Source organism: Polynucleobacter alcilacus (assembly GCF_018881545.1).
GTDB lineage: Bacteria > Pseudomonadota > Gammaproteobacteria > Burkholderiales > Burkholderiaceae > Polynucleobacter > Polynucleobacter alcilacus.
Map to the genome: position 1 here is coordinate 594,856 of NZ_JACVQD010000001.1, position 26,576 is coordinate 621,431.

The following is a 26,576-nucleotide window of genomic DNA, read 5'->3' on the forward strand; positions in this document are numbered from 1 at the left end:
ATATTTAATCTGCAGATTATTGTGCAGTCCAACCACCGTCCATATTCCAGGCAGCCCCACGTACTTCAGAGGCATCTGGACTACAGAGGAATACCGCTAAAGCTCCCAACTGTTCGGGAGAAACAAACTGAGCAGAAGGCTGCTTTTCAGACACTAAGGCAATCTTAGCTGCGTCATTAGAAATACCCTCATGCTCCGCACGCGCATCTACCTGCTTTTGCACCAAAGGTGTTAATACCCAGCCTGGGCAAATTGCATTACAGGTAATACCAGTCCGCGCATTCTCAAGCGCAATCACTTTAGTAAGACCAATAATCCCATGCTTTGCTGCCACATAAGCGGCTTTTTGAGTTGAGGCCACTAGACCGTGCACGGAAGCAATGTTGATAATGCGGCCCCAATTCCGTTTCTGCATACCTGGCAGCGCATGATGCGAAGTATGAAATGCCGAGCTTAAATTAATTGCAATAATGGCATCCCACTTATCGGTAGGGAAGTCTTCAACATTCGCTACATATTGAATTCCAGCGTTGTTAATTAAAATATCTAAAGAGCCGAAACGTTTTTCAGTTTGCTGAATCAAATCTGCGATCTCGGCGGGCTTACTCATATCTGCGCCGTGATAATCCACTTCAACGCCAAATGCTTTAATTTGGGCAATTGCTTCGTCTTTCTCGCCAAAGCCATTCACCATAATATTGGCACCCTGCTTCGCTAGCGCTATGGCTATCCCCAAACCAATACCGCTAGTTGATCCCGTTACCAGGGCTGTTTTACCCTTTAATGTAGACATATCTGTACTCGCCATCCAGTTGAAATTGATAAAACCTCTAAAACTAGATGTTACAGCAGCTCATTAGCCCTGAAAGATGCCATATGCCCCAAGAACACTCGCCTAGTGTCTCTTTATAGCCAAAGCAGGCCTCTGAATCGATTCTTTTGCACAACTCCTTGACACCCCAGCAAAATGAGCAAACAATGAGCCGCTAGGCTTTAATTGAAGTCTTTTATGGTGTGTTGTAGGGTAAAACTGGTTAACCCGTATTTACCCCCCATCACGGTTGTTTTAAGTTTATGCAATGGAGTTCGTATGTCTACCGGAATAGTTAAGTGGTTTAATGATGCAAAAGGTTTTGGTTTTATCAAACCAGATGATAGTGAAGAAGAGTTGTTCGCGCATTTCAGCGCAATCAATATGGGTGGTTTCAAAACCCTCCAAGAGAACCAAAAGGTAACGTTTGATATTACCCAAGGTCCTAAAGGCAAACAGGCTACCAACATTCAAGCTGGTTAATTGTCCTTAGATCATCATAAAAAACCCAGGAATCTGTCCTGGGTTTTTTGTTTATCGAAGCGCCACATCTTGCAGCGCTAAGCTATTTTTAAAATCTTAATTAATTAAATCTTGCTTCATTAAATCTTGCTTCATTAAATCTTACCTAATGCCCGCAGGATTTTTTCACAGGTAATAGGCTGATCAAAGACGGCGGTGTTAAATGGTGCTAGGGCATCATTAATTGCATTCATTACCGCGCCTGGTGCTCCAGCAGTTCCAGCTTCACCCGCACCCTTTGCACCCAACTTCGATGATTGCGTGGGCGTCTCGACGTGCGCAACCTCGATATCAGGCATCTCATTTGCCATCGGCACTAGATAATCAGCCATATTGCCATTCCGCATTAAACCACTGTCATCATAGAGACACTCTTCGAATAACACACCACCAATTCCCTGCACAATAGCACCGCGGACTTGTTCATCGACGAGCATTGGATTAATAACACGACCACAATCCTCTACCGCCCAATGCTTTAACAGCTTTACAAAGCCAGTGTCAGGATCCACCTCCACATAAGAAGCTTGTACTCCATTTGTAAAAATGAATGGATACTCTTTTTGTGTGTAATGACGTGTCACCATGAGATCAGCTGAAAAACCGGGTGGCAAGGTATCGGTCCTAAAATAACCAATGCGGCCAATCTCACTAAATGGTAATAACTGCTCCCCGGTCGCCTTATCCAAAACCTGGCTACGATGTACTGATAATTCTGTGACGGGACGTTTTAAAATCGCACCTGCTAGTTTCAGAATATTTTCTTGTAATGCTTGGCAGGCTAATAGAACAGCTTCGCCACCCACTCCTGCACCACGCGATGCCCAAGTGCCACCGCCATAGGGAGTGACGTCAGTATCGCCAGTCACGATACGCACCTGATTAATCGAAACACCGACTGCATCTGCTGCAATTTGCGCATAGATGCCTTCAGTGCCCTGGCCTTGTTCACCAACACCAACCAATACGGACACAACCCCGCTAGGATCAAGCCTTACAGAGGCTCCATCTTGGGAGGCAATCCGTGCACCCCCAACTCCATAAAATGCTGGACTTGGATTAGTTAATTCAATCAAGGTTGCAAAACCAATACCGCGATAGATTCCTTTTTTGCGCAGCTCGGCCTGTTCTTTACGCAAAGCCGAGTAGTTCATCATTTTCTCAATGGTACGCAAGCATTGCTCATGTGACAGGACTTCAAGCTTAATTCCTGAAATTCCTGAGCAAGGATAAGCATCATCTGGAATCACATTGCGCTTACGGAATTCCAATGGATCCATCTGCAATTTCTGTGCAGCCAAGTCGACTAAGCCTTCAGTTACAGCACAAGCAATTGGATGGCCTACACCGCGGTATTGACAGGTAGGGGTTTTATTCTGAAAGACGACATTCAACTTGGCTCGATAGTGTTGATGCTTATAAGGTCCGCCCACCAAATTGACAACTTGATTACCTTCAATTGCACTTGTTCTAGGGAACATCGAGTAAGGACCGATCGCTGTGAGGTCATCAATCTCGAATGCCAAGATATCACCTTCCTTATTAGCAGCAATGCGGCCTTTAATACGATGCTCACGCGCATGAATATCACTGGTAAATGACTCTAAGCGATCAGCAACAAACTTCACTGGACGCTCTAACATTATTGCTAGACCTACAGTGGCAAAGTCATCCGGATAGGCGTGCACCTTAATACCAAAGGAGCCGCCTACATCTTTACAAATCACACGCACATCCGATTCAGATAAACCAAACTGACGGCAATACAAATCTTGCATCATGTGCGGTGCTTGTTGAGAATGATAGACAGTGAGGCGACGATCGCCTGGGTTGTAATCAGCAATTTGGCAGCGAGGCTCTAATGTCACGCCAGTGTGACGCCCAAACCCAAAGCTAGCCTCGGCAACCACATCTGCAGTGGCAAATACCTCATCGACATTGCCTACATCTAGGCTGCGGGTAAAACACAGGTTATCGCCCAGCTCAGGATGAATTAATGGGGTTTCTGGATCCAAAGCCGTTTCCATCGAAACTACTGCAGGCAATTCTTCCCATTCCACTTCAATATATTGCAAGGCATCTTCAGCTTGAGCGCGAGTTTCTGCTACAACCGCCACTACTGGCTCACCCTGCCAACAAGCGCGATCAATGGCTAATGCATGTTGCGGAGCAGATTTCATGCCAACGAGGTGACCTAAGGTAGCCACCCACGGCTTACATATTGTCGCCATCTGTGCGCCATCTACAACCGCTAGAACGCCAGGCATCTTACGTGCATGCTCAGAATGGATTTTGCCAATCTTCATATGGGCTACCGGAGAACGCCAGTAGACTACATGACCCATACGGGGCAGTTGAATATCATCAATATAGGTGCCTTGACCTTCGAGCAAACGGCGTGCGCTATGTCTTGGCTCACTATTACCGATATAGCGCTGGTCATTGGTAACAGGATCGAGAACCAGACCTTTCAAATCACTTGGCTTATTCATAATGCGTTTTCCTAAATCCGTTAAGCGTGAGCAACAACTGGTTTAATTTTTTGACCCTTAGCACGAGCCTCTAATACATCCACAATTGCATCGACGATAGAGTGATAACCAGTGCAGCGACAGTAATTTCCTGAAATCCACTCGCGCACTTCTTCGCGAGAGGCCTTTGGCTGCATCTCAATCAACTCTGCAGCGGCCAGCAACATTCCAGAAGAGCAAAAACCGCATTGCATGGCGTTATGGCGCATGAAAGACTCTTGCAGATCAGCTAAAGCGCCACTCTTAGTCAAGCCTTCAATAGTCTCGACTACAGCACCGTTCGCTTGGACTGCTAAGAATAAGCAGCCCCGAATAATTTGGCCGTTCACCTTGACAGTGCAGGCCCCACAAGCGCCCTGCTCACAACCAAGATGTGGCCCCTTTAAGTGCAAATCTTCACGCAAGAAATCAACTAAATGTCTACGCGGTTCAATTTCGGCATTCACAAGCACGCCATTAACTGTCATTGAAATAGGTTTCTTCAGGCTCATTTAGGTCTCCAAAAACTGATCTATTTTTTAGTTCTATCTTATTTAAGCAAGCATGTGCTTAAGGCCACGCTCAAGCAAAACACCAATGAGGTGTTGTTTGGCTTCTGCACTGTTAGTGATATCTGCGATCGCCTCAATCTCAGCGCGCGCAGCGGCTACCGCATTCCCAATCAGTTCCTCATTGAGTTTTTGTCCATTTACCAAATTCTGTGCCTTTGTTGCCATGACAGGCTTCGAGCTAACCGAGAAAAAAGTAAATGCACATTGACTCAAAACATCACCCTGCTTTTGCGCAACAGCTGCCAGGCCTGCAATAGCGTAATCACCATGACGCCTTGATAGTTCATGGAAATAAAAAACTTCCTGACTAGTGGCGAGCGGAATTTCCGTAGCCACCAGAATTTCATCCGGCTCTAAGGTAGTGGTGTAAAGATCAATAAAAAAATCGTTAGCAGAAATTCGGCGTTCTCCAGCAGGGCCTTGAATAATCATGGTCGCCCGTAATGTCAAACTACAGGCTGGCCATTCTGCTGCGGGATCGCCGTAAGCAAGCGAACCACCCCAGGTACCCAGATTGCGGATTGCACGATGGGCAATATGGGGTGCAGCTGCCTTTAGTAAGGGGGCATGCTTGGCAATTAACTCAGAATCTTCAATTTCAGTATGGGTAACCAAGGCACCGATTCTCAAGTGGTCACCCTCTAAAGTGATCCCTTTAAGCTCAGCTAAATCGGTAATATCAATCAGAACGCTTGGTTCTGATAGGCGCATATTGAGCGTGGCTAGCAGAGTTTGTCCGCCAGCAATTAATTGGGCATCATCGCCCGCTTCAGCCAGTAAAGACAAAGCATCTTGCAGCGCCTTGGGCTTTACATAATCAAATGCTGCTGCTTTCATTGCATCTCCTCCACCACTAATCAATCAAGCCTTAAGGCTTTTTATTGTTGTTTAGTTTTTAATTCGGTTATTTTTGAACGACTTTTTTATTCACTACTAGCACCGGAATCCAATGCTATTGCCTCCCCGCCTAACTCTGTTGCAAATTTTTGAAAAAAGTCATCTGCAATCTTTTTGGCGGAAGCACTAATTAAGCGACCGCCAATTTGTCCCAGCTTCCCACCAATCGATGCTTCGGTTGTATAGGACACTAGTGTTCCACCTTCTGCCTGCTTAAGCTCGACACGGGAACGTCCTTTGGCAAAACCAGCTGCGCCGCCAGACCCTTCGAATGACATCGAGCAAGATTGGTTGGGAATAACGTCACTCAGAAGCAATTTCCCAGAAAAACGCGCCCGTACGGGTCCAATCTTGAACATCACTTTGGCATGGATCTCTTCAGGCGAAATACGACTAATTTCCTCGCAACCCGGAATGGACTTGGCAAGCACATCAATATCGTTCAAACCCTCCCATACAGCAGGGATAGGAGCGGCTATGAGTTGCTCACCATTTAGTTCCATTTGGTCTCCTTGGGGTTTGTACGAATAGAGTCTTATCTACCAACTGCTCAACAATGTACCATTATTTAACTTTTGGTCAATAAGTCCAAATTCGGATAAACCCTGAGAATTCATGAGCTTTAATGAAGACCGCACCTCCAGTATCAGAAGGGCCTCAAATTTAATTGAGGAAATGGCACCAGCTCGTCGCCGCATGAGTACTACGGACCGAAAGCGCCAAATCCTTGATCGCGCTATTCAGTTTTTTGCCAAACATGGCATCGATGGGCAGTTACGAAATCTGACGAAAGAGTTGGGGGTTACCCATACCCTGCTTTACCATTACTTCCCCACTAAAGAAGCGTTGATCAAAGCGGTTTATAAAGAAGTCTTTGAATCCAGGTGGAAGCCTGAATGGGAGGAATTGCTAGATGACAAACTTCTCTCCCCCGAAGAAAAGTTAAACGCGTTTTATCTTGATTACAGCAATACAGTGCTCACCTATGACTTTGTACGTATTTTAATTTTTTCAGGCTTAAGCGACCACTCTATTAGCGATCGATTCTTTGAACTTCTCCGCTCCCGCCTGCTGCCAAGACTCATTCGAGAAACCCGCAAATATTGCGAGCGTTCAACTAGACCTAAGCCGACCCATCGAGAATTAGAATTTCTAATGGGGCTGCATGGTGGCATCTTTTATATTGGTATGCGCCGCTGGATCTATGGTCAAGCAATTTATGACGATAGTAGCCCGAATGCAGAGCAAGACATCATTCGCGATCGCATTCGATCCTATCTACTTTCAGCAAAAATCCTCTTTGCGTAATTTCAAAGGTAACTATGACTAACTTAAGCCTAAATCACTTTTCCATCCGCAGCCTCGAGATTGAAAAGACCACAGAGTTCTATTGCAAACTATTTGGTCTTACCGTGGGACCACGCCCGGAATTTCCCTTTCCTGGTGTCTGGCTCTATAACGGCGATGAGGGTAGCTGGGCAAACGCCGTACTGCACCTGATCGCAATTGATAAGAATGATCCAAACGGATTAAAGCAATACCTAGGAGAGCGTGATCCTAGCTCGCTTCATGGCTCTGGCGCGGTAGATCACATTGCTTTCTTTGCCATAGGCCTAGAAGAAAAGATTGCTCTGCTAAAAGAACTCAAGGTTCCATACCGCGAGCGTACCGTTCCTGCAATTAAGCTTCATCAGATTTTTTTGGATGACCCTAATGGCGTGGTGATTGAATTAAATTACCCCGCTGAAGAGAAAGCTGCTTTGGATGCCAAGGCAGCCTAAGAAAAATATGGCAAAAATACTGGTAGCCGGTGGATCTCTTGGTGGCTTGTTTGTAGCTAATATATTGCTGCGTCAAGGTCATGATGTCACCCTGCTAGAAAAAGCAACCGGTTCCCTAGATGGTCGCGGCGCAGGTATTGTGACGCATGATGCCTTAGCTAAAGCATTGGGTGCCGCCGGAGTAACAGTGGATGATTCCCTCGGAGTAGCGGTAACAAAGCGTGTCACCTTGGGCGCTGATGGACAGACTCTAGGTGAAATGGCGCTACCTCAAATACTGACCTCTTGGAGCCGGCTATATCAGATGCTCAAGGAAAACTTTCCTGTTGAGCGCTATCTACAAGGTAAGACGGTAAAAACAGTGACTCAAGATGCAAATGCAGTACAAGTTGGTTGTGATGATGGCAGTCAATATGAGGCCGAGTTATTGATTGCCTCTGATGGCATTCGCTCTGGCGTTAGAGCGCAGCTTGCACCCGAGATTCAGCCTGAATATGCAGGGTATATTGCGTGGCGCGGAGTCTGTGACGAATCAGTACTGTCTCAGTACACCCTGGATACGCTATTTAACTATTTTGGATTTTGCCTACCGAGTGGTGAGCAGATGCTGGGGTATCCAGTAGCTGGGTCTGGTAATGACACGCGCCCAGGCAAACGACGTTATAACTTTGTTTGGTATCGTCCTGCATCTGAATCTCAGGAGCTGATCGAGCTGCTGACAGATGATGATGGTCATTACCATCCTACTGGCATCTCCCCTTCTAAGGTTTCTGGAAAACATATAGCAAATATGCGTAAAGAAGCCCAAGCAATCCTCGCGCCCCAATATACGGAGATATTAGAAAAAACGGTCTCTCCATTTTTACAAGCGATATATGACGTCCGTTCTGAGCAAATTGTTTTTGGCAGAGTTGCTTTGATGGGCGATGCAGCATTTGTGGGTAGACCACATGTAGGAATGGGTGTGACTAAGGCAGGAGATGAAGCCATCGTTATTGCCAGACATATTGCTAAGTTGGGTGCCAGTCCAGAAGCTCTAAAGGCCTATGGAGATGAACGCCTGAAATTAGGCCAGCAGGTAGTAGCTAGAGCCCAGTATTTGGGTCGCTATATGCAAGCGCAAGGGAGTAAAGGCGCAAGGGATAACGCCAAGCTCAAAAGGAATGCCGATACTGTAATGGCAGAAACCGCCATTGATATCAGTGATTTATTAGCCCAAGGGAAAGCAGTGCCTGAATCCACGCATTAATTGGTGCTTTCAGTTAAGATTTATGAAACAAAAAAGTATTCTTATTCAAACACAGTTTTAAATGGAGGAGACAACCATGAAACAAAAGGTAACGAGTCAAACTAGAAGAAAAATACTGATTGGTGGAGCTACAGTTGCAAGCACCCCACTTTGGTTAAATGTTGCTAAGGCCCAAGCCGACACGATTAAGATCGGTTTTCCAACTCCCCTAACTGGTCCATTTTCAGCAGAAGCTCAGGATCAAGTAAAGGCAGCTGAATTGGCCATTAAAGAATTTAATGATGCCGGTGGATTTAATGGTCGCAAAGCCGAACTCTTAGTGCGTGACGACAAATTAAATCCTGGTGAAGCTGCTACACGCACATTAGAGCTAATAGAAAAAGATAAAGTGAACTATGTAGTTGGCTCATTGTCTGCTGCCACACAACTTTCAATCAATGCGGTTTGTAAAGAACGTAAAGTACTTTTTAATTCCATCAGTCAGTCTGATGCGATTAACGAAGCCAAAGACTGGAGTGTCTATACATTCCACGAAGCTTTGAACCCAACGATGACTGCTGGTGCTGTGGCTCGTTATTCCATTCCTCGCTTTGGTAAAAAGATTGTGTTCCTCACGGCTGACTATGCTTATGGTCACGAGATGGTACGCGCCTTTGAACGTGCCGGCAAAGAAATGGGCGCTACCACTTTGGCGGATATTCGCCATCCACTAGGCGCATCTGATTACTCTGCTTTCTTGCCCAGAATCAAAGCCTTGAACCCTGATATTTTGGTGCTCTGTAACTTTGGCCGCGACCTTGTGAACGCAGCAAAACAATGTACCGACTTTGGCCTGAAATCGAGCATGAAGATAGTAACGCCCGTCTTGCTCTATACCTCACGTCTTGCTGGTGGTCCAGAAGCATTTGAAGGTATTGCTGGTGGCACCTCGTATTACTGGGGCTTAGAGGATCGTATTCCAACAGCCAAAACATTTAATGATGCTTTCCGCAAAATGTATAACGGTTCAGTGCCATCCGATTACGGTGCCCTAGGTTATGCAGGGGTGAGGAGTGTCCTCGCCTCGATCAAGATTGCCAAATCCACTGAAACCATGAAGGTAGTCACCGCCATGGAAAACCTCAAATACGATTGGTACAAAGGTCCTGAGTACTATCGTAAGTGCGATCATCAAGCCGTTCAAACTGTGATTATTGTTGAGTCCAAATCCAAGAATATGAAAGACAAATACGATGTCTTCAATATTCTGACTATCGAACCCACTACTGAGAAAAATATGCGCAGTTGCGCAGAGCTAGGCCACAAAGCCTAATACCAAATCTCAGGGTAGATCACTTGATTTACCCTGATTCACTCCCCTTGAACCGGTTTGGTCATGGGGAGTTTTTCTGAGTACATTTATGACCGGTCTATCCTTCGAACTTTTATGCATGCAGTTGCTAACAGGCATTGCCCTAGGCAGCATTTATGCACTCCTTGCTTTAGGCTTATGTCTTATTTTTGGCATGCTCAATGTAGTGAACTTTGCCCATGGTGCTTTCTTTATGGTGGGCGCATTTTTAGGTGTTTATTTCTTGGGGGTAACCGGTAACTTTTGGTTTAGCCTTGTTTTAACACCGCTTGTTACTGGAGGCCTTGGTTTGTTCACCGAGCGCTTCTTAGTAAGACCTCTATATGGTCGCGGTATTGATTACCCACTACTGCTTACCTTTGGCCTATCCTATGTTTTGATTGAAGTGATGCGCGTGACTTTCGGCATTGAAGGACTTCCCTCAGTGACGCCGGCTGGCCTTGGCGGAACAATGAATGTAGGCATTGGTGACTTCCCAAAATATCGCCTCTTTCTGATTGCTGCTACTGCCCTTATTATTTTTGGCGTCTGGTTTTTTATCCAGAAAACCCGCTACGGACTAATTATTAAAGCCGGTGCAGCCGACCAAGAAATTGTCAAAGTGTTAGGTATTGATATTGCCAAAGTTTGGCTACTGGTATTCGGTCTGGGTTGCGCGATTGCTGGTCTATCTGGAATCCTGGCTGCGCCAACTCGCTCAGTTAATCCAGAAATGGGTATACCCATTCTTGCTGAGTCATTTGTAGTTACTGTTGTGGGTGGCATGGGCTCACCAGTTGGTGCAGTGGTAGCGGGACTTTTGGTTGGCGTTGTCTATAGTATGACCTCACTCTTCTTCCCCGAGTTAGCCGAACTCTCTATTTTTGTATTAATGGCAGTGGTCTTATTGATTCGTCCTCAAGGTCTGTTTGGTAAAGCGGGGGCGATGGGCTAAATTGATGAAGTCATTTTTCCAACTCATTGCACGTCACCGAGTGCTAGCCAGCACCCTTTTCCTGGCGATATTTCCATTCATCATGCCCTACGAGGCCTTGGCGATTAACATTTTGATCTTCGGCTTGTTTGCCATGGGATTTAATCTCTTATTTGGCTACATGGGTCTACTCTCATTTGGTCATGCGGCCTTCTTAGGTATTGGCAGCTACTTCACCGGCATTGCCATCGTTCATTACGGAGTGCCTTGGGCGGCTGCCATTCTGATTGGCGTAGTGGGTGCAGCGCTTGGTGGACTCATTATGGGCTTTCTGGCAATTCGTACGCGCGGCATCTACTTCTCTATGGTGACCTTAGCGCTCGGTCAAATTGTTTACTATATTTTCTATAAAGCGGAAAGTTTTACTGGTGGTGAGAATGGTTTACGGGGTGTCCGAGTAGATACATTCAATATCCTTGGAATTCCAGTCGATTTTTTAAATCCGCTAGTGAAGTACTACATCATCTTATTTTTTGTTGTTATCGCAATCTGGCTAATCTCTCGCATTCTGAATTCACCATTAGGTGCAGTCATGGAGGCGATTCGGGAAAATGAGAAACGTGCTGCAGCCTGTGGTTTTGATGTTGCAAAAACAAAGCTCTTGGTCTTCGTCCTCTCAGCAGCGATTTGTGGCTTAGCGGGATCACTTCGCGCCCTCCACCTCTCCATCGTACCAATTGACTCTTTGCACTACTTGCAATCCGGTCAAGCCGTCATGATGAGTATCTTAGGTGGTATGGGCACTTTTTTTGGGCCTTTTATTGGCGCGGCCGTCATGCTGTACCTGGAAGATGTTGTTACCAGCTTCACTAAACATTGGATGGCTGTGATCGGTTTGGTCTTCATGTTCTTTGTACTATTTTTCCCTAAGGGCATCTGGGGAACAATTCTGAGCAAGCTCAACATTCAGCGGGATTCAAAATAATGAATAGCCCATCAACCACTCCAATCCTTGAGGCGCGTAATATCAGCAAGAGTTTTGGTAAGTTTAAAGCTCTACAAGATGTATCCACCAGCTTTATGCCTGGATCACTGACTGCCATCATTGGTCCTAACGGTGCAGGTAAGAGCACTTTCTTTAATGTCTTAAGTGGCGCCTTTCCTCCAAGTAGTGGACAAATCTTATTTAATGGCAAAGATATCACTGGCATGCAGCAATATGAGTTTGCACGCATTGGTATATCGAAAAGCTTTCAAATCACCAACGTATTCAAGCAGCTGAGCGTTCATGAAAATGTACGTGTTGCTGCGCAAATGGAAACTGCGCGTTATGATTTTCTTCGTAATGCCCAAAGTTATCCTGAACCTATTGAGTTAGCTGATCAATTGCTTCGCCGCGTCAATCTCGAGCATTTACGTAATAAGAAGACTGGCGACTTAGCCCATGGTCAACAGCGCGCCCTAGAAATTGCTATGGCTTTAGCTTGTAATCCCAGTCTACTGCTACTGGATGAGCCTACTGCAGGGATGTCCCCAGAGGAAACACTAGTGATGATGGATCTCATTCGAACTTTAGCCAGTGAACGCACTGTCATTTTGGTTGAACACAAGATGAAACTCATCATGGGTCTTTGCAAACGCATCATCGTTCTTCATCATGGAGAATTTTTGGCTGAAGGTACTCCTGAAGAAATCCAAAATAATGCTGAAGTACGTCGCGTGTACTTAGGCCAAGGTTAATTTAAAGGTCCTCTATGTTGCAGCTTGAAAACCTAAACGCCTGGTACGACCGAAGTCACGTCTTACAGGGAGTCTCCTTACAGGTGAATAAAGGTGAGATTGTTACCTTGATGGGACGTAATGGTGCTGGCAAGACTACTACCCTGCGGACCTTGATGGGCCTCTTATCCAAACGTCAAGGTAAAGCATCTATTGATGGCACGTCATTTTTAGATTTACCGGCCCATGAGCGCTTTCACTTGGGGCTTGCTTATGTTCCAGAGGATCGGCGTATCGTCCCAGGACTCACTGTCAAAGAAAATCTAGAGCTGGGAGTGATTGCCCAGAAAAATCGTGGCGATATGAGTGCCTTAGTAGATGAAATCGCTGAAACCTTTCCTAGACTTAAAGAACGTCTTGATCAAGATGGCACTTCAATGTCGGGAGGTGAGCAACAAATGCTGGCGATTGCTAGAGCGATGATCGGTAAACCAAAAGTCATCCTACTAGATGAACCCTCGGAAGGCATCATGCCAGTGCTCGTCGAAGAAATGTTTGCGCTTTTTGCCAATCTCAAAGCTCAAGGCCTCACTATTCTGCTGGTTGAGCAAAACGTACAACAAGCATTAAAGATTTCAGACCGGGCTTATATCTTGGATCAAGGTGAGATTGTGTTTCACGACACTGCCCAAAATCTCTTAAATAATGACGAGATTCAGCAGAAGTATTGCGCGGTTTAAAGCAGCTGCATTAGAGAATATGTAACCAACGTCCTAATTGCTGCCACACGCTATCGGGGACAAGGGTGAGTAACCAAGTCATGCTGAGATAGCGGAGTAATTTTCCAAAGAACATATACACCATGCAAGGGAACCAGGCTAAACGCAGCCAGCCTGCTGCAACACAAAGAGGATCTCCAACACCAGGTAACCAGGCTAGAAGCAGTATCTTGGGACCCCAGTCTTTCAGCCATGTGTGCAGACGGCCCTTGGTCTTAATTTCGACTGACTTAATTCCTTTGCTAGCCAAAAAACCTAGCCACCAATCAAACATCCCTCCCAAGGTATTGCCAACAGTAGCGACAAGGATTGCAATCCAATAAAGATGTGGGTTGATCGTAATATAGCCAAATAGAATTGGCTCGGAACCGACCGGCAGCAAAGTTGCCGATAAAAATGCGCTGATGAATACCGCAGGCAAACCAATGGCTGGCATTCCAAACCAGCCAAAAAAATGCTCAAAGAATGGATCCATTAAGCCAGAATTCCTGATTTTTTCAGGATAGCGATTTGTTCTTCAGTAAGGCCAGCAGATTTGAGAACGACATCAGTATGCTCCCCTAGCGTAGGGGCACGATAACGAATTGCACCAGGATTTTGAGAAAGCTTAGGAATGATCCCAGGAACCTGTACCTTAAGGCCATTGGCTGCTTGCACAGTTTCAATTACACCACGCGCCTGATAGTGGGGATCTTCAGCAATATCTTTTGCGGTGTAGATTTTTCCTGAGGGTACGTCAGCGTGTTTTAGGGCCTGAATCACTTCATCCAGACCTAGCGTCGCGGTCCAAGCATTAATCGCTGCATCAATTTCGATAGCGCGCTTTGCACGTCCGTCATTGTGCGCAAGCGTAGGATCCTCACCCAAGTCCGATCGACCAATGAGAGTCATCAAACGCTTATAAATGGAGTCTCCATTGCCAGCAATCAGGACATACTGGCCATCACTACAGCAATAGGCATTAGATGGTGCAATCCCAGGCAAGGCGCCCCCAGCTGGCTGACGTATTGCGCCAAAAGCGGAATACTCGGGCAAGAGACTCTCAGTCAAATTAAATACTGCCTCATATAAAGCAACGTCAATCATTTGCCCTTGTCCACCTCGAGCATCCCTTTCATAGAGGGCCAATAAGACGCCAATAGCCCCATGAAGGCCCGCGATGGTATCTCCAAGAGAAACGCCAGCCCTAACCGGAACCTCGCCAGGATGGCCTGTGATGTAACGTAAGCCAGCCATTGCTTCACCAATGGCAGCAAAGCCAGGCTCATCTCGCCTTGGCCCATCCTGACCATAACCAGAGATGCGCAACATAATGAGTTTCGGATTGGCTTTATGAAGATCTTCCCAGCCAAGACCCCACTTCTCTAGAGTCCCTGGCCGAAAATTTTCAATGACCACATCGGCCTCGAGCGCCAATTTCCTGGCAATGGCTTGACCTTCTTTTACACGAAGATCTAAACAAATCGATTGTTTATTGCGCGATTGCGCTTGCCACCAAACTGAAGTGCCCTCATGAAGCATTCTCCATTTGCGCAAAGGGTCCCCTTCACCTGGAGACTCCACCTTAATAACCTCAGCCCCAAAATCCGCAAGCGTTTTAGACGCAAATGGACCAGCAATGAGTTGGCCAAGCTCTAACACTTTGACCCCTGCGAGGATTTGTTGGTGATTATTCTGCATTGAAAAGTCTGTGCCCTTATTTAGTCTATTTGCCGTTAGTCTATTTACCGAGTTTATCTAAATCACAAATAGCCTATTTTCGCCCTATTTCTATCATTTTCCAGTATTTTCAAATCTTGCTTAAACTAGCACCTAAATAAGAAAATTATCCGTAAAACCTATCAATTGAGACTTTCATGAACCTACCCATTCCTAAGCCAGATCAATATCAAGATATGCGTGAGGCTTTACGTGATCTTTGTGGAAAATTTGACTCTAGCTATTGGCAAAAAGTAGACCACGAACGAGCCTACCCAGAAGCATTTGTTAACGCGATTACCGAAGCAGGTTGGTTAGCCGCCTTGATCCCTGAAGAATATGGTGGCTCAGGATTAGGTTTAGCAGAGGCCTCAGTCATCATGGAGGAAATTAACTTTTCTGGTGGAAACGCGGGATCATGTCATGGCCAAATGTACAACATGGGTACTTTGCTCAGACATGGATCTGAGGCACAGAAACAACTGTATCTGCCCAAGATTGCGAATGGTGAGCTACGCCTGCAAAGTATGGCAGTGACAGAGCCCACAACTGGTACCGATACCACCAAATTGAAAACCACTGCAGTCAAAAAAGGCGACAAGTATGTAATAAATGGTCAGAAGGTTTGGATCTCCCGCATTCAGCATTCTGATTTAATGATTTTGTTAGCACGCACAACACCCATTAGTGAAGTACAACGCAAATCTGAAGGCATGTCAATCTTCATCGTCAATCTAGCCGATTCCATTGGTAAAGGGATGGAAATCAGACCGATTGCCAATATGGTGAATCACGAAACCAATGAAGTGTTCTTTGATCATTTAGAAATCCCAGCAGAGAATCTTATTGGTACTGAAGGCCAAGGTTTTAAATATATTTTAGATGGCTTAAATGCAGAACGGGTACTGATTGCTGCGGAATGTATTGGTGACGCCTATTGGTTTATTGATAAAGCGAGACGTTATGCCAATGATCGCGTAGTCTTTGATCGTCCGATTGGCAAAAATCAGGGCATCCAATTTCCGATTGCGGAAAGCTATATCGAAACTGAAGCAGCCAATCTCATGCGCTTCAAAGCATGTGAACTCTTTGATGCTCACCAGCCCTGTGGCCCTGAATCAAATATGTCCAAGTACCTAGCTGCTAAAGCCTCATGGGAGGCAGCGAACGTGTGTATTCAAACGCATGGTGGCTTTGGATTTGCCAATGAATATGATGTAGAGCGGAAGTTCAGAGAAACTCGTCTATACCAAGTAGCACCAATCTCCACTAACTTGATCTACTCTTATATAGCCGAGCATGTTCTGGGTCTACCTAGATCCTTCTAATTGGAAATGAATATGCGCGTTCGTCCCTTAGATGGAATTACTGTTGTTGCCTTAGAGCATGTCATCGCTGCACCCTTTTGTACCCGTCAGCTAGCGGATTTGGGGGCACGAATCATCAAGATCGAACGTCCTGGTGACGGTGACTTTGCAAGGGGATATGACACCCGAGTTGAGGGGCTCTGCTCTCACTTTGTCTGGGTTAATCGTTCTAAAGAAAGTTTGACACTCGATCTCAAACAAGAATCTGCGGTAACGGTTTTAAAGAATCTACTAAAAACTGCTGATGTCTTTGTACAAAATCTGGCGCCAGGAGCGGCAGCTCGGATGGGACTTACCGCAGAAGTGCTGCAAAAAGACAATCCGCAGTTAATTATGTGCGCTATCTCTGGCTATGGCAGTGATGGGCCTTATCGAGATAAGAAAGCCTACGACTTACTCATCCAAAGTGAGGCTGGATTCCTCTCTATCACTGGTACACCAGATACCCCAAGTAAGGCTGGTAACTCCATCGCTGATATTGCTGCTGGTATGTACGCCTATAGCAATATATTAGCCGCTCTATTGCAAAGAGGAAAAACCGGTAAAGGCACTGTCATTGATATTTCTATGTTGGAAGCGCTGAGCGAATGGATGAGCTTTCCGATGTATTACGCTCATAAGGGAGCTGCAGCACCCTCCAGAAACGGTGCCTCACACGCTACCATTTATCCATACGGACCCTTTAAAGCAGGCGATGGTAAGACTGTCATGCTAGGACTGCAAAATGAACGCGAATGGGCGCAGTTTTGTGAAACGGTATTAGAAAATCCCCAGCTCGCACAAGATGAACGTTTCAATAAAAACTTTAAGCGCAATGAGAAGAGAGTTGAGCTACTAGAAATTATTGAAACCTGCTTTAGTAAGTTAACGGCTGAACAACTGATCGCAAAACTAGATAAAGCCCAAATTGCCAATGCCCATCTGAATGATATGGAGGGTCTTTGGAATCATCAACAACTCAAGGCGCGTAATCGCTGGGCGGAGGTTGATACCCCGGCAGGCCCCATCCCGGCGCTTTTACCACCAGGACTCAATGACAGCTACGACTATCGCATGGATCCCATTCCAGAGGTGGGAGAGCATACCGATGCCATTCTGAAAGAACTAGGAATGACAGAATCTGCGATCACCAGTATGCGCGCTAGTGGCGCAATCTAAAGTAGCGGCGAAGTGAGATGTGCCGCATTTTCTAAATAATGCTGCCAGCGCGGACGCTCTGCCCATAACTTGGGGTTGACGTAATCAGACTGTGCTAAGTAGGACTCGATTAAGGTTTCGAGCTTTGCACAAAAATCACCGTCATACACAATAAGACTGATTTCAAAGTTTAGTCGTAGGCTACGTTGGTCAAAATTGACGGACCCAAAGATCGCTGCTTTTCTATCAACCATCAAACTCTTAGTGTGCAGAAGACCACCATGGAACTCAGCAATCAATACCCCTGAATTTAAGAGGTCTGCGTAATAACTTTTACTACTCCAAGCAACCAGTTTTGAATCATTTAATTTGGGCACAATTAAGGTGACTTTTACCCCACGCCGAGCAGTTGCCATCAGCGCTTGCATCAGACCATCATCCGGACCAAAGTAGGGCGTCGTAATCGTCAACTCTTCGTTCGCATCAACAATCGCTGAGAGCATCACTTGATACAAAATATCGTCCCGATATACCGGACCTGAAGCAAATTCCTGCGCAATGACTCCACCCTCACGAGGCGCTATTGGCGGCTTGTGATCTTTGAAATGGGTAATCTTTGGGTTATCAACGCTCCAATCAAACGAGAAGGTCAGCTCAAACTGAGCGGCCACCGGGCCCTCAACCCGCACCATGGCATCAACCCACTCACCCACTCCAGAATCTTGCTTAAAGGTGCGGGGGTCAACCAAATTCATACTCCCAGTCCAAACGATAGCGCTATCGATTACGAATATCTTACGATGCAAGCGTATATCGGCGCGACGAAATTGAAATCTTCCAATCTGGATTGGTAATGCTTCCGTTACCTCAATCCCTGCATTCCGAAAGCGGGCTGGCCATTTAGATTTAAACCAATCTTTACTTCCTAATGAATCTAATAAAACCCGGCAAGCAATGCCTCGCTTTGCGGCTGCAATCATTGCCTCACCTACTCGATCGGCATCGCCACCTAAAGCCCAAATATAGAACTCTAGATGCAGGCTTTCTTTGGCCTGATTAATTTCATCAATAAAGAGTTGCAGGATTTGTAATGAATTCGTATGTAACTCAACCTGATTGCCTGCAACCACTGGCGTGCCATTATTTGATGCTGCTAAATGACTAAACAAACGGGCTTCAATTGGTAGCTTCTGCTTATCATCAGCGTAATTTCTGCGCATGTCCTCAGTGATCACAGAATATTCCCGATTCATGCGATTAATTTTTCTGGTAAGTTTGCGACCTACAGGACGCTCTCCGATGAGCACATACAAGCAGATACCCACGACTGGGAAACTCATCACAATGAAGATCCAGGCAAATGCCACACCAACCGGTCTTCTCACCGAAATAATCACGCCAATAAAGTAAGTCACCAAGATGAAATGGATTAATAAAATCCAATCAAAATTTAAATTGAGTGATAGATGCAAAATTTCAGCCAACAAACCATTCATAGCAGTTCCAATTCAGCAGTAATTCCTAGGTGGTCGGATAACTTCATCCATTCATGCAGAATTTCTACAGAATGAATCTTGAGGCCTCTTACATAAATGCGATCCATTGGCAGTAAGGGCTTCATACTTGGGAATGTCTTAGCCGGAGATCCGGTCAATACTTCAAATACCTCATTAAATCCCGCCGCCCTCATTGGAGCACTAATGCGGTTTCGCCAATCATTAAAGTCTCCAGCTACGATGGTAGGTCCATCGTGTGTAAGTTCTTCAATATAACCAATAATTTCGTCTAATTGCCGCTCTCTTCCTCTCTCAAATAAAGCGAGGTGCACACAGAAACAATGAATTGGTTTATCTGCACCTTCAAACTGAATGATGCTATGTAGGAGTCCACGCCGTTCAAAGCGATATGCCGAAATATCGTAATTCGTACCCTTATGTAGTGGATGCTTAGAAAGTATGGCGTTGCCGTGGTGACCATCGGGGTACTCCACGTTTTTTCCGTAATGCCAGTCATGCCAAAAGTCTTCTGACAAAAAATGGGTTAGTTCTGTTAGCGGCCAGTGCCCAAAACGCTTCACTCTGCCACGGTGCTCTTGTTGTAGCTCTTGTAAAAATAATAGGTCAGGATAGTGAGTACGCATTTTCTGGCGTAATTGATAAATAGTTGAATGCCGATGCAAAGGAGATAAGCCTTTATGCACATTCATACTGATTACCGAAAAACGCGCGCTGTTATTTTGAGTCATGAAAACTCTCCTGCAGCACGCTGCCGCCTCAGTCTTGCCTGATAAATTTCACCCTCAACCAAGTCTTGGCACTGCATACACTTATTACAAATGGATGCCTGCTCACGCAAGTCTTCAATTGAGCTTATTGAGTGAGTATCTAGATACTCTCGCAAATCTACATCGAGGACCTCATTACAGAGGCATATCACTTCAGCCATAAGTCAAAAATTGGATAAAAGATCTCATTCGTCCTATTTTGCCATTGGCTTGATAGAATCAAGCGCATGTTGATTGCTTTTCAAGACGCCCTTGCTTTACTTGCCCATCTAGATGGTGGAGTGATCGGAATCGTCCTGGTTTCTCTTCAAGTAAGCCTAAGCGCCCTATTCTTTGGGACCCTGCTGGGACTTCCAATCGGCGCCCTGTTGGCCACAGAGGAATTTAGCGGTAAAAAGTGGATTATTGTGACTTTAAATACCCTCATGGGTGTCCCTACTGTCATTGTTGGTGTGATCGTTTATTTAATGCTGTCTCGGACGGGGCCTCTAGGGGCTTGGGGGTGGCTATTTACACCCAAAGGTATGATCTTGGCCCAAGTGTTGCTCACAACGCCTCTCATCGCCGCTCTGAGCAGGCAAATCTTGGAAGATTCCTGGAGAATTCACCGTGACTCCTTCCTAAGCCTCCGGTTACCGCCTATGGCGCGCTATAAATGGCTTATATGGGATTGCCGTTTCTCCCTCACAATTGCCATCCTTGCTGGACTCGCTAGGGCCATTTCTGAGGTTGGTGCCGTCATGATCGTCGGCGGCAATATTGATCATTCCACCAGAACGATGACTACCGCTATTGCCTTAGAAACTAGCAAAGGCGATCTTCCACTTGCATTAGCACTCGGGATTGTCTTACTTGGAATTGTGCTGTTGGCTAACCTGTTTACTTTTGCTGTGCGTCAAATTGCAGAGCGTCGCTATGGGTAATATGACTGAACAATTTGAGAAGTACGTTGAACTCAAAGACATTACGGTAAAAAGTAATGGGAGGATTATTCTCAATATTCCTCACGCCATTATTCCAGCTGATCGTATTACTGCCTGCATTGGTCCGAATGGAGCGGGAAAGACCACCTTATTGAAACTGTTAGACGGCCTCATCAAGCCAGATACGGGAACAGTGAAATATTCATTCACCCATAAAACCGCATTAGTTTTGCATCACACTCCCATGATTAAGGCTTCAACCAAAGCCAATTTGGGCATCGTGACAGATGCTGATTCTTCAATTACTGCAACCCAAATTAATGAAGTGATTGACCGAGTGGGTCTTGGTAAACTGGCCTCTAGCCCTGCGCACAAACTCTCTGCCGGTGAAAGGCAAAAGCTGTGCTTGGGTAGGGTAATTTTACAAAAACCGAACTTGGTTTTATTAGACGAGCCAACAGCCAACCTCGATCCCAATACTACCGAGCAAGTCGAAGACATCATCCGTCAATTTGATCGAAATGCAACGGATGTGATTTTTTCATCTCATCAACTTGCACAAGTACAAAGACTGGCCGAGTACATTATCTTTATTGATCAGGGTGAGATAAAAGAAAAGGGACCCGTAGGCCCCTTCTTTTTAGATCCCCAAACGCAGGCTGCTAAACGCTACCTACATCAAGAATTGCTAACTGATTAAGTAACTACTTTGCTGCTGGCGCAGCTGCTGGTGCCGTGGCTGGTGCTACAGCCGCAGTAACTGGAGCAACAAACGGTGGAGGTGCTGTGCATGCAGCAGGTGCTGCCGTACCAGCTACCTTGAATCGATCAGCAACTCGATTTTGCGCTTGGCAAAGTTGATAGGCACCCATCCTATCGCCATAAGCAGCTTTAGCCTTCGCCAGAGCTGCAGCCTCCTGTGCTTCAGGTGTCAATGGAGGCAGAGTTGCAAATGCCGAAGCAGATACAAATGCACAAAATGTAAAAGCAATGATTTTTTTCATGGCCTTGTCCTTATTTATTCAGTTTGTCATACCAGAGCTCATGGTGCTCTTTAGCCCAAGTAGCATCAACATAACCCGTCTTCATGCCATCAATTGACCCTTGCATACCAATAGTACCGATATAGATGTGGCCCATTGCCATCGCTGACATCAATATGGCAGCGCTGCTATGAATGATGTTGGCGATCTGCATCGTCCCACGAGTGTACTCAATCGTCATGAATGGCACGATCATATCGAGCACAAAGCCAGATGCAGAAATGACTAATCCCAAGAAAGTCATGCCAAACCAGAACCAGACCTTTTCACCGCCATTAAAGAAACCAGCTGGTACATGCTTGCCACTAAATATTCCACCAAAGGAAAGGAACCAAGCCATATCACCTTTGCCAGGTAAATTCTTATGCGCAAAGAGTAAGAAGAAAACGACAATACAAATTGTGAAGAGTGGGCCAGTGAAGTTGTGGATGTTTTTACAAACATCCAAGAATGAGCCATAAGCAACTCCACCCATAATTGGCATTGCAAAATATTTTCCGTAGAGGATAAGCAGTCCTGTAAAGGCCAAAGCTAAAAAGCTAGCAGCCATCGTCCAGTGAACAAACCGGTCGAAGAGGCTGAAGCGTTTAATTTTTACACCAGACATTGGCTCATGCAGCTTGATTGAGCCCTTCAATATATACATCGCAGCGATACCGAAGAATGCAATCGCCAATAACCAACCACCGTAAACGGTGATGATACCGTTACGAATCAGACGCCATTCTTGACCAGAGCGCTGAATCAGAACGCTGGCTTCTTTATCTGGGATGCTGACGAAGTTATAGGGGTCGCTATTGGCAGAGGTAAAGATTGATGGATTCGCTGGCTGTGATTGGGCCTGGGTCCCATTAGCAAGGCTATCGGGATTGGCTGGCACTGACCTAGGAGGAATATCCACTCCGCTAGGAGAGGGCAGCGGCGCCATTGGCGCGCGCTCTGCATAACTTACTCCACTCGCTAGACTGAGCGACAGACCTGTAGCCACCACCAAAGTGCGTAGAACTTTAGAGAATGATCGTTTCATACACATGTCCTTAAACGTTTTCGTTTTATTTATTGTTGTTTAGTTGATCACTTAACGCGACTGTATTCGTTTTGACCTTGATTGCGCTTGTCAACTGATTCAGTCCAACTGCCCTGATTTCCAGGGGCCCAGTTTTTTGTCATGAACCCATTATCGGCACCCATATATGGGGCTACGTCTGGACGCTTAGCAACCTTGGCAGCAATTTCTGGTGGCTCAGAACATGCGGCCAAAAGCGTTGCTGCTGCAAAACACATACCGAGAGTTCTGAAATTGAATTTCATTAGTTAGCTCCTGGAATTTTTGCAGCAGGGGTTGGAGTTGGCGCTGGGGTATCCGGACCACCATAGGCAGTAGTCCAACCAAATGCCTTAGAACCAGCATACTTGCCATTCTTCTCGCGAGTAGCAACCCGGTTATTGAAGATTCCAGAAATAATATCGCTATCACCACCAATTAAAGCCTTGGTTGAACACATTTCTGCACAGAGTGGCAACTTGCCTTCAGCTAGACGATTACGGCCATATTTCTCAAACTCGGCAACGCTACCATTTGCTTCTGGACCCCCACTACAGAAGGTGCACTTATCCATCTTGCTACGAGTACCAAAAGCACCTTGACTCAAGAACTGTGGCGCACCAAATGGGCAGGCAAAGGAGCAGTAGCCACAACCAATACAAATATCTTTGTCATGCAGGACAACACCTTCATCAGTGCGGTAGAAACAATCTACTGGGCAAACAGCCATACAAGGTGCATCACTACAGTGCATACACGCCACTGAAACTGATTTTTCCTGACCAATGATGCCGTCATTCACCGTAATAACGCGACGGCGATTGACGCCCCAAGGCACTTCATTATCGTTCTTACATGCAGTCACACAACCGTTACATTCGATGCAACGTTCTGTGTCACAGATAAATTTCATTCTTGCCATTGTGTTCTCCTGACTTTATTTTTTAACTTAGGCAAATTTTTCGATTTGACACATAGTGGTTTTAGTCTCTTGCATCATCGTTACCTGGTCATAACCATAAGTAGTTGCAGTATTGACTGCCTCACCCAGAACTACTGGGGCAGCGCCCTCTGGATAGTATTTACGCAAGTCCGCACCCTGCCACCAACCAGCGAAGTGGAATGGCACAAAGGCTGTACCTTGATCCACACGTTCAGTCAGCATTGCACGTACCTTGATCTTGGCACCTGTTGGCGATATGACCCAAACATAATCCCAGTTCTTAATGCCCCGATCCGCTGCAGCTTTTGGATTAATCTCCACAAAGTTTTCTTGTTGTAGCTCAGCTAACCATGGGTTAGAACGGGTTTCGTCTCCACCACCCTCATACTCGACCAAACGGCCTGAAGTCAGAATAATTGGGAACTTTTCATACAGCTTCAGATTTAAGTTTTGATCCTGAACTGACTTGAAGAGCGTTGGCAAGCGCCAGAAATTCTTCTTATCTGCAGACGTTGGGTACTTACGCATCATCGGCGCGTTGGTACTGTAGAGGGCTTCACGGTGAATAGGAACTGCATCTGGGAAGTTCCAAACAACCGCTCTGGCCTTGGCGTTACCAAATGGATGGCAACCGTTCTTCATCACGACGCGCTGGATACCGCCAGATAAGTCAGTCTTCCAGTTCTTACCTTCAGCAAGCTTTTTCTCATCCTCGGTTAATTGATCCCACCAACCTAGTTTTTTCACAAATACGTGATCGAACTCTGGATAACCCGTGGTAATTGCAGAACCCTTGGAATAGGAACCATCCTCAGCCAGCAAGTTCTTACCTTCACGCTCAACACCAAAGTTGGCACGGAAGTTACCACCACCCTCCATCACACTCTTACTAGTGTCATAGAGATTTGGTGAGCCAGGATGTTTGATCGCTGCGGTACCGTAGCAAGGCCAAGGCAAGCCATAGTAATCACCAGTGGTGTCATAGCCAGTTACTGGATCAACACCACCACGGGATTTCAGGGTCTTCGGATCAAATGTAGCAACCATTCTCATGTGCGCTTTGAGACGCTCTGGAGTTTGACCGGTGTAACCAATCGTCCATACACCACGGTTGATTTCACGCAAAATAGATTCGATCTCTGGCTCTCTCCACTGCTTACCGGCAAATTTAGAGTTAAGCATTTTGTAATTGACCGACAATTCTTGGCCGAAGCCTAGGCGATCTGCAAATGCTTGCATGAGAACATGGTCAGGCACAGACTCAAAGAGCGGATCGATGACTTTCTCGCGCCACTGTAGCGAACGGTTTGATGCAGTTGCAGTCCCACAGGTTTCAAACTGAGTGGTGGCTGGTAATAAGTAAACATTGCGACTCTTATTGACTGCCTGACCTTCTGCCGGAGGCATTGCCGCCATTGCAGCAGTTGCGCTTGGATACGGATCGACTACAACCAACAGATCCAGTTTGTCCATCGCCCGCTTCATATCTAAACCACGAGTTTGGGAGTTTGGAGCGTGGCCCCAGAAGAACAAACCTTTTACGTTGGTTTGCTGATCAATCATGTCATTCTTTTCAAGAACAGCATCAACCCAACGAGATACAGTTGTTCCAGACTTCTCCATCATGTCTGGTGCATAACGACCTTTAATCCATTCGTAGTCAACACCCCAAACAGTTGCAAAGTGTTTCCATGAACCCGCAGCCAGACCATAGTAGCCAGGCAAGGAGTCTGGGTTTGGACCAACGTCCGTTGCACCTTGAACGTTATCGTGCCCGCGGAAAATATTAGTACCGCCGCCCGATTTACCAACGTTACCTAGGGCCAACTGCAAGATGCAAGAAGCGCGAACCATGGAATTGCCGATAGTATGCTGCGTTTGGCCCATACACCAAACTACAGTACTAGGCCGATTCTTAGCCATGGTTTCAGCAACTTTATACATTTGTGCTTCTGGAACACCGCAAGCCTCTTCTACGTTTGCTGGAGTCCATTTCTCCATTACTTCTTTACGAATCTCATCCATACCGTAAACACGGTCGTTGATGTATTTCTTGTCTTCCCAGCCATTTTTGAAGATGTGATACAGAACACCAAATAAGAAAGGAATATCTGTACCCGAACGGATACGAACATACTGATCTGATTTAGCTGCAGTACGGGTATAACGCGGATCCACTACGATGACTTTGCAGCCATTTTCTTTTGCATGCAAAAGGCTCAACATCGAAACTGGGTGTGCCTCTGCAGCGTTTGAGCCAATGTACATGGCCGCTTTAGAGTTCATCATATCGTTATAGCTATTGGTCATGGCGCCATAGCCCCAGGTGTTTGCAACACCGGCAACTGTGGTTGAGTGACAAATACGAGCCTGATGGTCTGTATTGTTCGTTCCAAAGAAAGAAACCCACTTACGGAGTAAGTAGGCTTGTTCGTTGTTGTGCTTAGAAGAGCCAATGAAGAACATCGCATCCGGAGAATACTTCTCACGAATACTCTTCATCTGAGCAGTAATTTCAGTTAATGCCTGATCCCAAGAAATACGCTGATACTTGCCATCCACCAACTTCATTGGGTAGCGCAAACGATAGTCACCATGGCCATGCTCACGCAAAGCTGCGCCTTTTGCACAGTAAGAGCCCATATTGATCGGGGAATCAAATACAGAGTCTTGACGAACCCAAACACCATTTTCAACAGTAGCATCTGTAGCGCAACCTACTGAACAGTGGGTACAAATAGTTCTTTTGACTTCAATCTTGCCTTTGCCGTCCAGCATTGCTTTACTAGGCTCTGCTACCGCTTTTTGGACAAAGCTTAATTGGCTAGCAGCGATACCGGCGCCTACACCCACTCCTGAACGCTTCAAGAATGTGCGGCGATCCATAGTTGGAACAGCTGCTTTTAAGCCGCGCGATAGGCTACCAATCAAATGTGATGTAGAGCGGCTGCTTTGTGGGGTATTGGATTTACGAGTTAGACTCATATGTGGTCCCTGAGAAAGTTTTTTATGTATTTAGTAAGGGTTAAATC

At 45.9% G+C, this 26,576-nt stretch carries 28 protein-coding genes; 13 read left to right on the forward strand and 15 right to left on the reverse strand.

The genetic code is table 11. The annotated features are described in order from the left end of the window. Window positions 1-16 precede the first annotated feature (16 nt). Window positions 17-793 (reverse strand): 3-hydroxybutyrate dehydrogenase, encoded by a 777-nt coding sequence (locus ICN45_RS03045; RefSeq protein WP_216172967.1) that lies wholly within the window; start codon window positions 791-793, stop codon window positions 17-19. 297 nt (window positions 794-1,090) lie between these two features. On the opposite strand from ICN45_RS03045, the gene ICN45_RS03050 reads away from it, so the two are divergent. After that, window positions 1,091-1,294, forward strand: a complete 204-nt coding sequence (locus ICN45_RS03050) for a cold-shock protein (protein WP_216172969.1) — start codon at window positions 1,091-1,093, stop codon at window positions 1,292-1,294. Window positions 1,295-1,428: 134 nt separating this feature from the next. On the opposite strand, the gene ICN45_RS03055 is transcribed toward ICN45_RS03050, so the two are convergent. The 4 genes from ICN45_RS03055 to ICN45_RS03070 all read right to left on the reverse strand — a co-directional run bounded on the left by ICN45_RS03055 (window position 1,429) and on the right by ICN45_RS03070 (window position 5,815). Next, window positions 1,429-3,825, reverse strand: a complete 2,397-nt coding sequence (locus ICN45_RS03055; RefSeq protein ID WP_216172972.1) for a xanthine dehydrogenase family protein molybdopterin-binding subunit — start codon at window positions 3,823-3,825, stop codon at window positions 1,429-1,431. A 20-nt stretch (window positions 3,826-3,845) separates the two neighbouring features. Continuing rightward, entirely contained in the window at window positions 3,846-4,355 is a 510-nt protein-coding gene (locus ICN45_RS03060; RefSeq protein WP_216172976.1) for a (2Fe-2S)-binding protein, read from the reverse strand. Window positions 4,356-4,397: 42 nt separating this feature from the next. After that, entirely contained in the window at window positions 4,398-5,252 is an 855-nt protein-coding gene (locus ICN45_RS03065; protein WP_216172979.1) for an FAD binding domain-containing protein, read from the reverse strand. A gap of 86 nt (window positions 5,253-5,338) precedes the next feature. After that, window positions 5,339-5,815 carry an SRPBCC family protein gene (locus ICN45_RS03070; protein ID WP_216172981.1) on the reverse strand — a complete coding sequence of 159 codons (477 nt, stop codon included), beginning with the start codon at window positions 5,813-5,815 and terminating at the stop codon, window positions 5,339-5,341. A gap of 112 nt (window positions 5,816-5,927) precedes the next feature. Between ICN45_RS03070 and ICN45_RS03075 the strand changes: the two genes are divergently transcribed. The 8 genes from ICN45_RS03075 to ICN45_RS03110 all read left to right on the forward strand — a co-directional run bounded on the left by ICN45_RS03075 (window position 5,928) and on the right by ICN45_RS03110 (window position 13,065). After that, the gene (locus tag ICN45_RS03075; RefSeq protein ID WP_255531068.1) at window positions 5,928-6,620 is read left to right on the forward strand and encodes a TetR/AcrR family transcriptional regulator; all 693 of its coding nucleotides are present in this window, start codon (window positions 5,928-5,930) and stop codon (window positions 6,618-6,620) included. Window positions 6,621-6,634: 14 nt separating this feature from the next. Beyond that, a complete protein-coding gene (locus ICN45_RS03080; protein WP_216172984.1) occupies window positions 6,635-7,093 on the forward strand; it encodes a VOC family protein in 459 nt (152 codons plus the stop codon). A 7-nt stretch (window positions 7,094-7,100) separates the two neighbouring features. Further along, window positions 7,101-8,342, forward strand: coding sequence for an FAD binding domain-containing protein (locus ICN45_RS03085; RefSeq protein ID WP_216172987.1), 1,242 nt, complete (start codon window positions 7,101-7,103; stop codon window positions 8,340-8,342). 76 nt (window positions 8,343-8,418) lie between these two features. Then, a complete protein-coding gene (locus ICN45_RS03090) occupies window positions 8,419-9,654 on the forward strand; it encodes an ABC transporter substrate-binding protein (RefSeq protein WP_216172989.1) in 1,236 nt (411 codons plus the stop codon). A gap of 88 nt (window positions 9,655-9,742) precedes the next feature. Next, window positions 9,743-10,627, forward strand: coding sequence for a branched-chain amino acid ABC transporter permease (locus ICN45_RS03095; protein WP_216172992.1), 885 nt, complete (start codon window positions 9,743-9,745; stop codon window positions 10,625-10,627). Window positions 10,628-10,631: 4 nt separating this feature from the next. Further along, complete coding sequence (locus tag ICN45_RS03100) at window positions 10,632-11,591, forward strand: branched-chain amino acid ABC transporter permease (protein ID WP_216172995.1); 960 nt, start codon at window positions 10,632-10,634, stop codon at window positions 11,589-11,591. Next, window positions 11,591-12,346 (forward strand): ABC transporter ATP-binding protein, encoded by a 756-nt coding sequence (locus ICN45_RS03105; RefSeq protein WP_216172998.1) that lies wholly within the window; start codon window positions 11,591-11,593, stop codon window positions 12,344-12,346. The genes ICN45_RS03100 and ICN45_RS03105 overlap by 1 nt, the downstream gene beginning before the upstream one ends. Window positions 12,347-12,360: 14 nt before the next feature. Continuing rightward, complete coding sequence (locus tag ICN45_RS03110) at window positions 12,361-13,065, forward strand: ABC transporter ATP-binding protein (protein WP_216173001.1); 705 nt, start codon at window positions 12,361-12,363, stop codon at window positions 13,063-13,065. Between the two features lie 10 nt (window positions 13,066-13,075). On the opposite strand, the gene ICN45_RS03115 is transcribed toward ICN45_RS03110, so the two are convergent. Next, window positions 13,076-13,579, reverse strand: a complete 504-nt coding sequence (locus tag ICN45_RS03115) for a YqaA family protein (RefSeq protein WP_216173003.1) — start codon at window positions 13,577-13,579, stop codon at window positions 13,076-13,078. Then, window positions 13,579-14,784 carry a CaiB/BaiF CoA transferase family protein gene (locus ICN45_RS03120; RefSeq protein ID WP_216173006.1) on the reverse strand — a complete coding sequence of 402 codons (1,206 nt, stop codon included), beginning with the start codon at window positions 14,782-14,784 and terminating at the stop codon, window positions 13,579-13,581. The genes ICN45_RS03115 and ICN45_RS03120 overlap by 1 nt, the downstream gene beginning before the upstream one ends. Before the next feature lie 176 nt (window positions 14,785-14,960). On the opposite strand from ICN45_RS03120, the gene ICN45_RS03125 reads away from it, so the two are divergent. After that, window positions 14,961-16,130: an acyl-CoA dehydrogenase family protein gene (locus ICN45_RS03125; RefSeq protein ID WP_216173009.1), complete on the forward strand. Its 1,170-nt coding sequence runs from the start codon at window positions 14,961-14,963 to the stop codon at window positions 16,128-16,130. A 6-nt stretch (window positions 16,131-16,136) separates the two neighbouring features. Continuing rightward, entirely contained in the window at window positions 16,137-17,327 is a 1,191-nt protein-coding gene (locus tag ICN45_RS03130) for a CaiB/BaiF CoA transferase family protein (RefSeq protein ID WP_216173012.1), read from the forward strand. On the opposite strand, the gene cls is transcribed toward ICN45_RS03130, so the two are convergent. Genes cls through ICN45_RS03145 form a run of 3 tightly spaced genes read right to left on the reverse strand, consistent with a single transcriptional unit; the run spans window position 17,324 to window position 19,751 of the window. Beyond that, on the reverse strand, window positions 17,324-18,802 hold the full coding sequence (gene cls / locus ICN45_RS03135; RefSeq protein WP_216173014.1) for a cardiolipin synthase: 1,479 nt from the start codon (window positions 18,800-18,802) through the stop codon (window positions 17,324-17,326). The genes ICN45_RS03130 and cls overlap by 4 nt on opposite strands. After that, window positions 18,799-19,551, reverse strand: a complete 753-nt coding sequence (locus ICN45_RS03140) for an endonuclease/exonuclease/phosphatase family protein (RefSeq protein ID WP_216173018.1) — start codon at window positions 19,549-19,551, stop codon at window positions 18,799-18,801. The genes cls and ICN45_RS03140 overlap by 4 nt, the downstream gene beginning before the upstream one ends. Then, on the reverse strand, window positions 19,548-19,751 hold the full coding sequence (locus ICN45_RS03145; protein ID WP_216173021.1) for a hypothetical protein: 204 nt from the start codon (window positions 19,749-19,751) through the stop codon (window positions 19,548-19,550). The genes ICN45_RS03140 and ICN45_RS03145 overlap by 4 nt, the downstream gene beginning before the upstream one ends. Before the next feature lie 66 nt (window positions 19,752-19,817). Between ICN45_RS03145 and ICN45_RS03150 the strand changes: the two genes are divergently transcribed. Together ICN45_RS03150 and ICN45_RS03155 are read left to right on the forward strand one after the other, a co-directional pair. Continuing rightward, the gene (locus ICN45_RS03150) at window positions 19,818-20,513 is read left to right on the forward strand and encodes an ABC transporter permease (RefSeq protein ID WP_216173024.1); all 696 of its coding nucleotides are present in this window, start codon (window positions 19,818-19,820) and stop codon (window positions 20,511-20,513) included. Between the two features lies 1 nt (window position 20,514). Continuing rightward, window positions 20,515-21,213 (forward strand): ATP-binding cassette domain-containing protein, encoded by a 699-nt coding sequence (locus ICN45_RS03155; RefSeq protein ID WP_255531069.1) that lies wholly within the window; start codon window positions 20,515-20,517, stop codon window positions 21,211-21,213. A gap of 4 nt (window positions 21,214-21,217) precedes the next feature. On the opposite strand, the gene ICN45_RS03160 is transcribed toward ICN45_RS03155, so the two are convergent. The 5 genes from ICN45_RS03160 to ICN45_RS03180 are packed head-to-tail and all read right to left on the reverse strand — an operon-like array spanning window position 21,218 to window position 26,529. After that, window positions 21,218-21,517: a hypothetical protein gene (locus ICN45_RS03160; protein ID WP_216173030.1), complete on the reverse strand. Its 300-nt coding sequence runs from the start codon at window positions 21,515-21,517 to the stop codon at window positions 21,218-21,220. Between the two features lie 10 nt (window positions 21,518-21,527). Next, window positions 21,528-22,583 carry a formate dehydrogenase subunit gamma gene (locus tag ICN45_RS03165; RefSeq protein ID WP_216173032.1) on the reverse strand — a complete coding sequence of 352 codons (1,056 nt, stop codon included), beginning with the start codon at window positions 22,581-22,583 and terminating at the stop codon, window positions 21,528-21,530. A 47-nt stretch (window positions 22,584-22,630) separates the two neighbouring features. Beyond that, window positions 22,631-22,867, reverse strand: a complete 237-nt coding sequence (locus ICN45_RS03170) for a hypothetical protein (protein ID WP_216173036.1) — start codon at window positions 22,865-22,867, stop codon at window positions 22,631-22,633. Next, entirely contained in the window at window positions 22,867-23,523 is a 657-nt protein-coding gene (gene fdh3B / locus ICN45_RS03175) for a formate dehydrogenase FDH3 subunit beta (protein WP_216173039.1), read from the reverse strand. Before fdh3B ends, ICN45_RS03170 begins: the two co-directional genes overlap by 1 nt. A 27-nt stretch (window positions 23,524-23,550) precedes the next feature. Next, entirely contained in the window at window positions 23,551-26,529 is a 2,979-nt protein-coding gene (locus tag ICN45_RS03180; RefSeq protein ID WP_216173042.1) for a formate dehydrogenase subunit alpha, read from the reverse strand. Between the last annotated feature and the right edge of the window lie 47 nt (window positions 26,530-26,576).

Bases quoted from the DNA above. Each gene is read 5' to 3' on its own strand.
- ICN45_RS03045 (WP_216172967.1), bottom strand. From the start codon at position 793: ATGTCTACATTAAAGGGTAAAACAGCCCTGGTAACGGGATCAACTAGC.
- ICN45_RS03050 (WP_216172969.1), top strand. From the start codon at position 1,091: ATGTCTACCGGAATAGTTAAGTGGTTTAATGATGCAAAAGGTTTTGGT.
- ICN45_RS03055 (WP_216172972.1), bottom strand. From the start codon at position 3,825: ATGAATAAGCCAAGTGATTTGAAAGGTCTGGTTCTCGATCCTGTTACC.
- ICN45_RS03060 (WP_216172976.1), bottom strand. From the start codon at position 4,355: ATGAGCCTGAAGAAACCTATTTCAATGACAGTTAATGGCGTGCTTGTG.
- ICN45_RS03065 (WP_216172979.1), bottom strand. From the start codon at position 5,252: ATGAAAGCAGCAGCATTTGATTATGTAAAGCCCAAGGCGCTGCAAGAT.
- ICN45_RS03070 (WP_216172981.1), bottom strand. From the start codon at position 5,815: ATGGAACTAAATGGTGAGCAACTCATAGCCGCTCCTATCCCTGCTGTA.
- ICN45_RS03075 (WP_255531068.1), top strand. From the start codon at position 5,928: ATGAGCTTTAATGAAGACCGCACCTCCAGTATCAGAAGGGCCTCAAAT.
- ICN45_RS03080 (WP_216172984.1), top strand. From the start codon at position 6,635: ATGACTAACTTAAGCCTAAATCACTTTTCCATCCGCAGCCTCGAGATT.
- ICN45_RS03085 (WP_216172987.1), top strand. From the start codon at position 7,101: ATGGCAAAAATACTGGTAGCCGGTGGATCTCTTGGTGGCTTGTTTGTA.
- ICN45_RS03090 (WP_216172989.1), top strand. From the start codon at position 8,419: ATGAAACAAAAGGTAACGAGTCAAACTAGAAGAAAAATACTGATTGGT.
- ICN45_RS03095 (WP_216172992.1), top strand. From the start codon at position 9,743: ATGACCGGTCTATCCTTCGAACTTTTATGCATGCAGTTGCTAACAGGC.
- ICN45_RS03100 (WP_216172995.1), top strand. From the start codon at position 10,632: ATGAAGTCATTTTTCCAACTCATTGCACGTCACCGAGTGCTAGCCAGC.
- ICN45_RS03105 (WP_216172998.1), top strand. From the start codon at position 11,591: ATGAATAGCCCATCAACCACTCCAATCCTTGAGGCGCGTAATATCAGC.
- ICN45_RS03110 (WP_216173001.1), top strand. From the start codon at position 12,361: ATGTTGCAGCTTGAAAACCTAAACGCCTGGTACGACCGAAGTCACGTC.
- ICN45_RS03115 (WP_216173003.1), bottom strand. From the start codon at position 13,579: ATGGATCCATTCTTTGAGCATTTTTTTGGCTGGTTTGGAATGCCAGCC.
- ICN45_RS03120 (WP_216173006.1), bottom strand. From the start codon at position 14,784: ATGCAGAATAATCACCAACAAATCCTCGCAGGGGTCAAAGTGTTAGAG.
- ICN45_RS03125 (WP_216173009.1), top strand. From the start codon at position 14,961: ATGAACCTACCCATTCCTAAGCCAGATCAATATCAAGATATGCGTGAG.
- ICN45_RS03130 (WP_216173012.1), top strand. From the start codon at position 16,137: ATGAATATGCGCGTTCGTCCCTTAGATGGAATTACTGTTGTTGCCTTA.
- cls (WP_216173014.1), bottom strand. From the start codon at position 18,802: ATGAATGGTTTGTTGGCTGAAATTTTGCATCTATCACTCAATTTAAAT.
- ICN45_RS03140 (WP_216173018.1), bottom strand. From the start codon at position 19,551: ATGACTCAAAATAACAGCGCGCGTTTTTCGGTAATCAGTATGAATGTG.
- ICN45_RS03145 (WP_216173021.1), bottom strand. From the start codon at position 19,751: ATGGCTGAAGTGATATGCCTCTGTAATGAGGTCCTCGATGTAGATTTG.
- ICN45_RS03150 (WP_216173024.1), top strand. From the start codon at position 19,818: ATGTTGATTGCTTTTCAAGACGCCCTTGCTTTACTTGCCCATCTAGAT.
- ICN45_RS03155 (WP_255531069.1), top strand. From the start codon at position 20,515: ATGACTGAACAATTTGAGAAGTACGTTGAACTCAAAGACATTACGGTA.
- ICN45_RS03160 (WP_216173030.1), bottom strand. From the start codon at position 21,517: ATGAAAAAAATCATTGCTTTTACATTTTGTGCATTTGTATCTGCTTCG.
- ICN45_RS03165 (WP_216173032.1), bottom strand. From the start codon at position 22,583: ATGAAACGATCATTCTCTAAAGTTCTACGCACTTTGGTGGTGGCTACA.
- ICN45_RS03170 (WP_216173036.1), bottom strand. From the start codon at position 22,867: ATGAAATTCAATTTCAGAACTCTCGGTATGTGTTTTGCAGCAGCAACG.
- fdh3B (WP_216173039.1), bottom strand. From the start codon at position 23,523: ATGGCAAGAATGAAATTTATCTGTGACACAGAACGTTGCATCGAATGT.
- ICN45_RS03180 (WP_216173042.1), bottom strand. From the start codon at position 26,529: ATGAGTCTAACTCGTAAATCCAATACCCCACAAAGCAGCCGCTCTACA.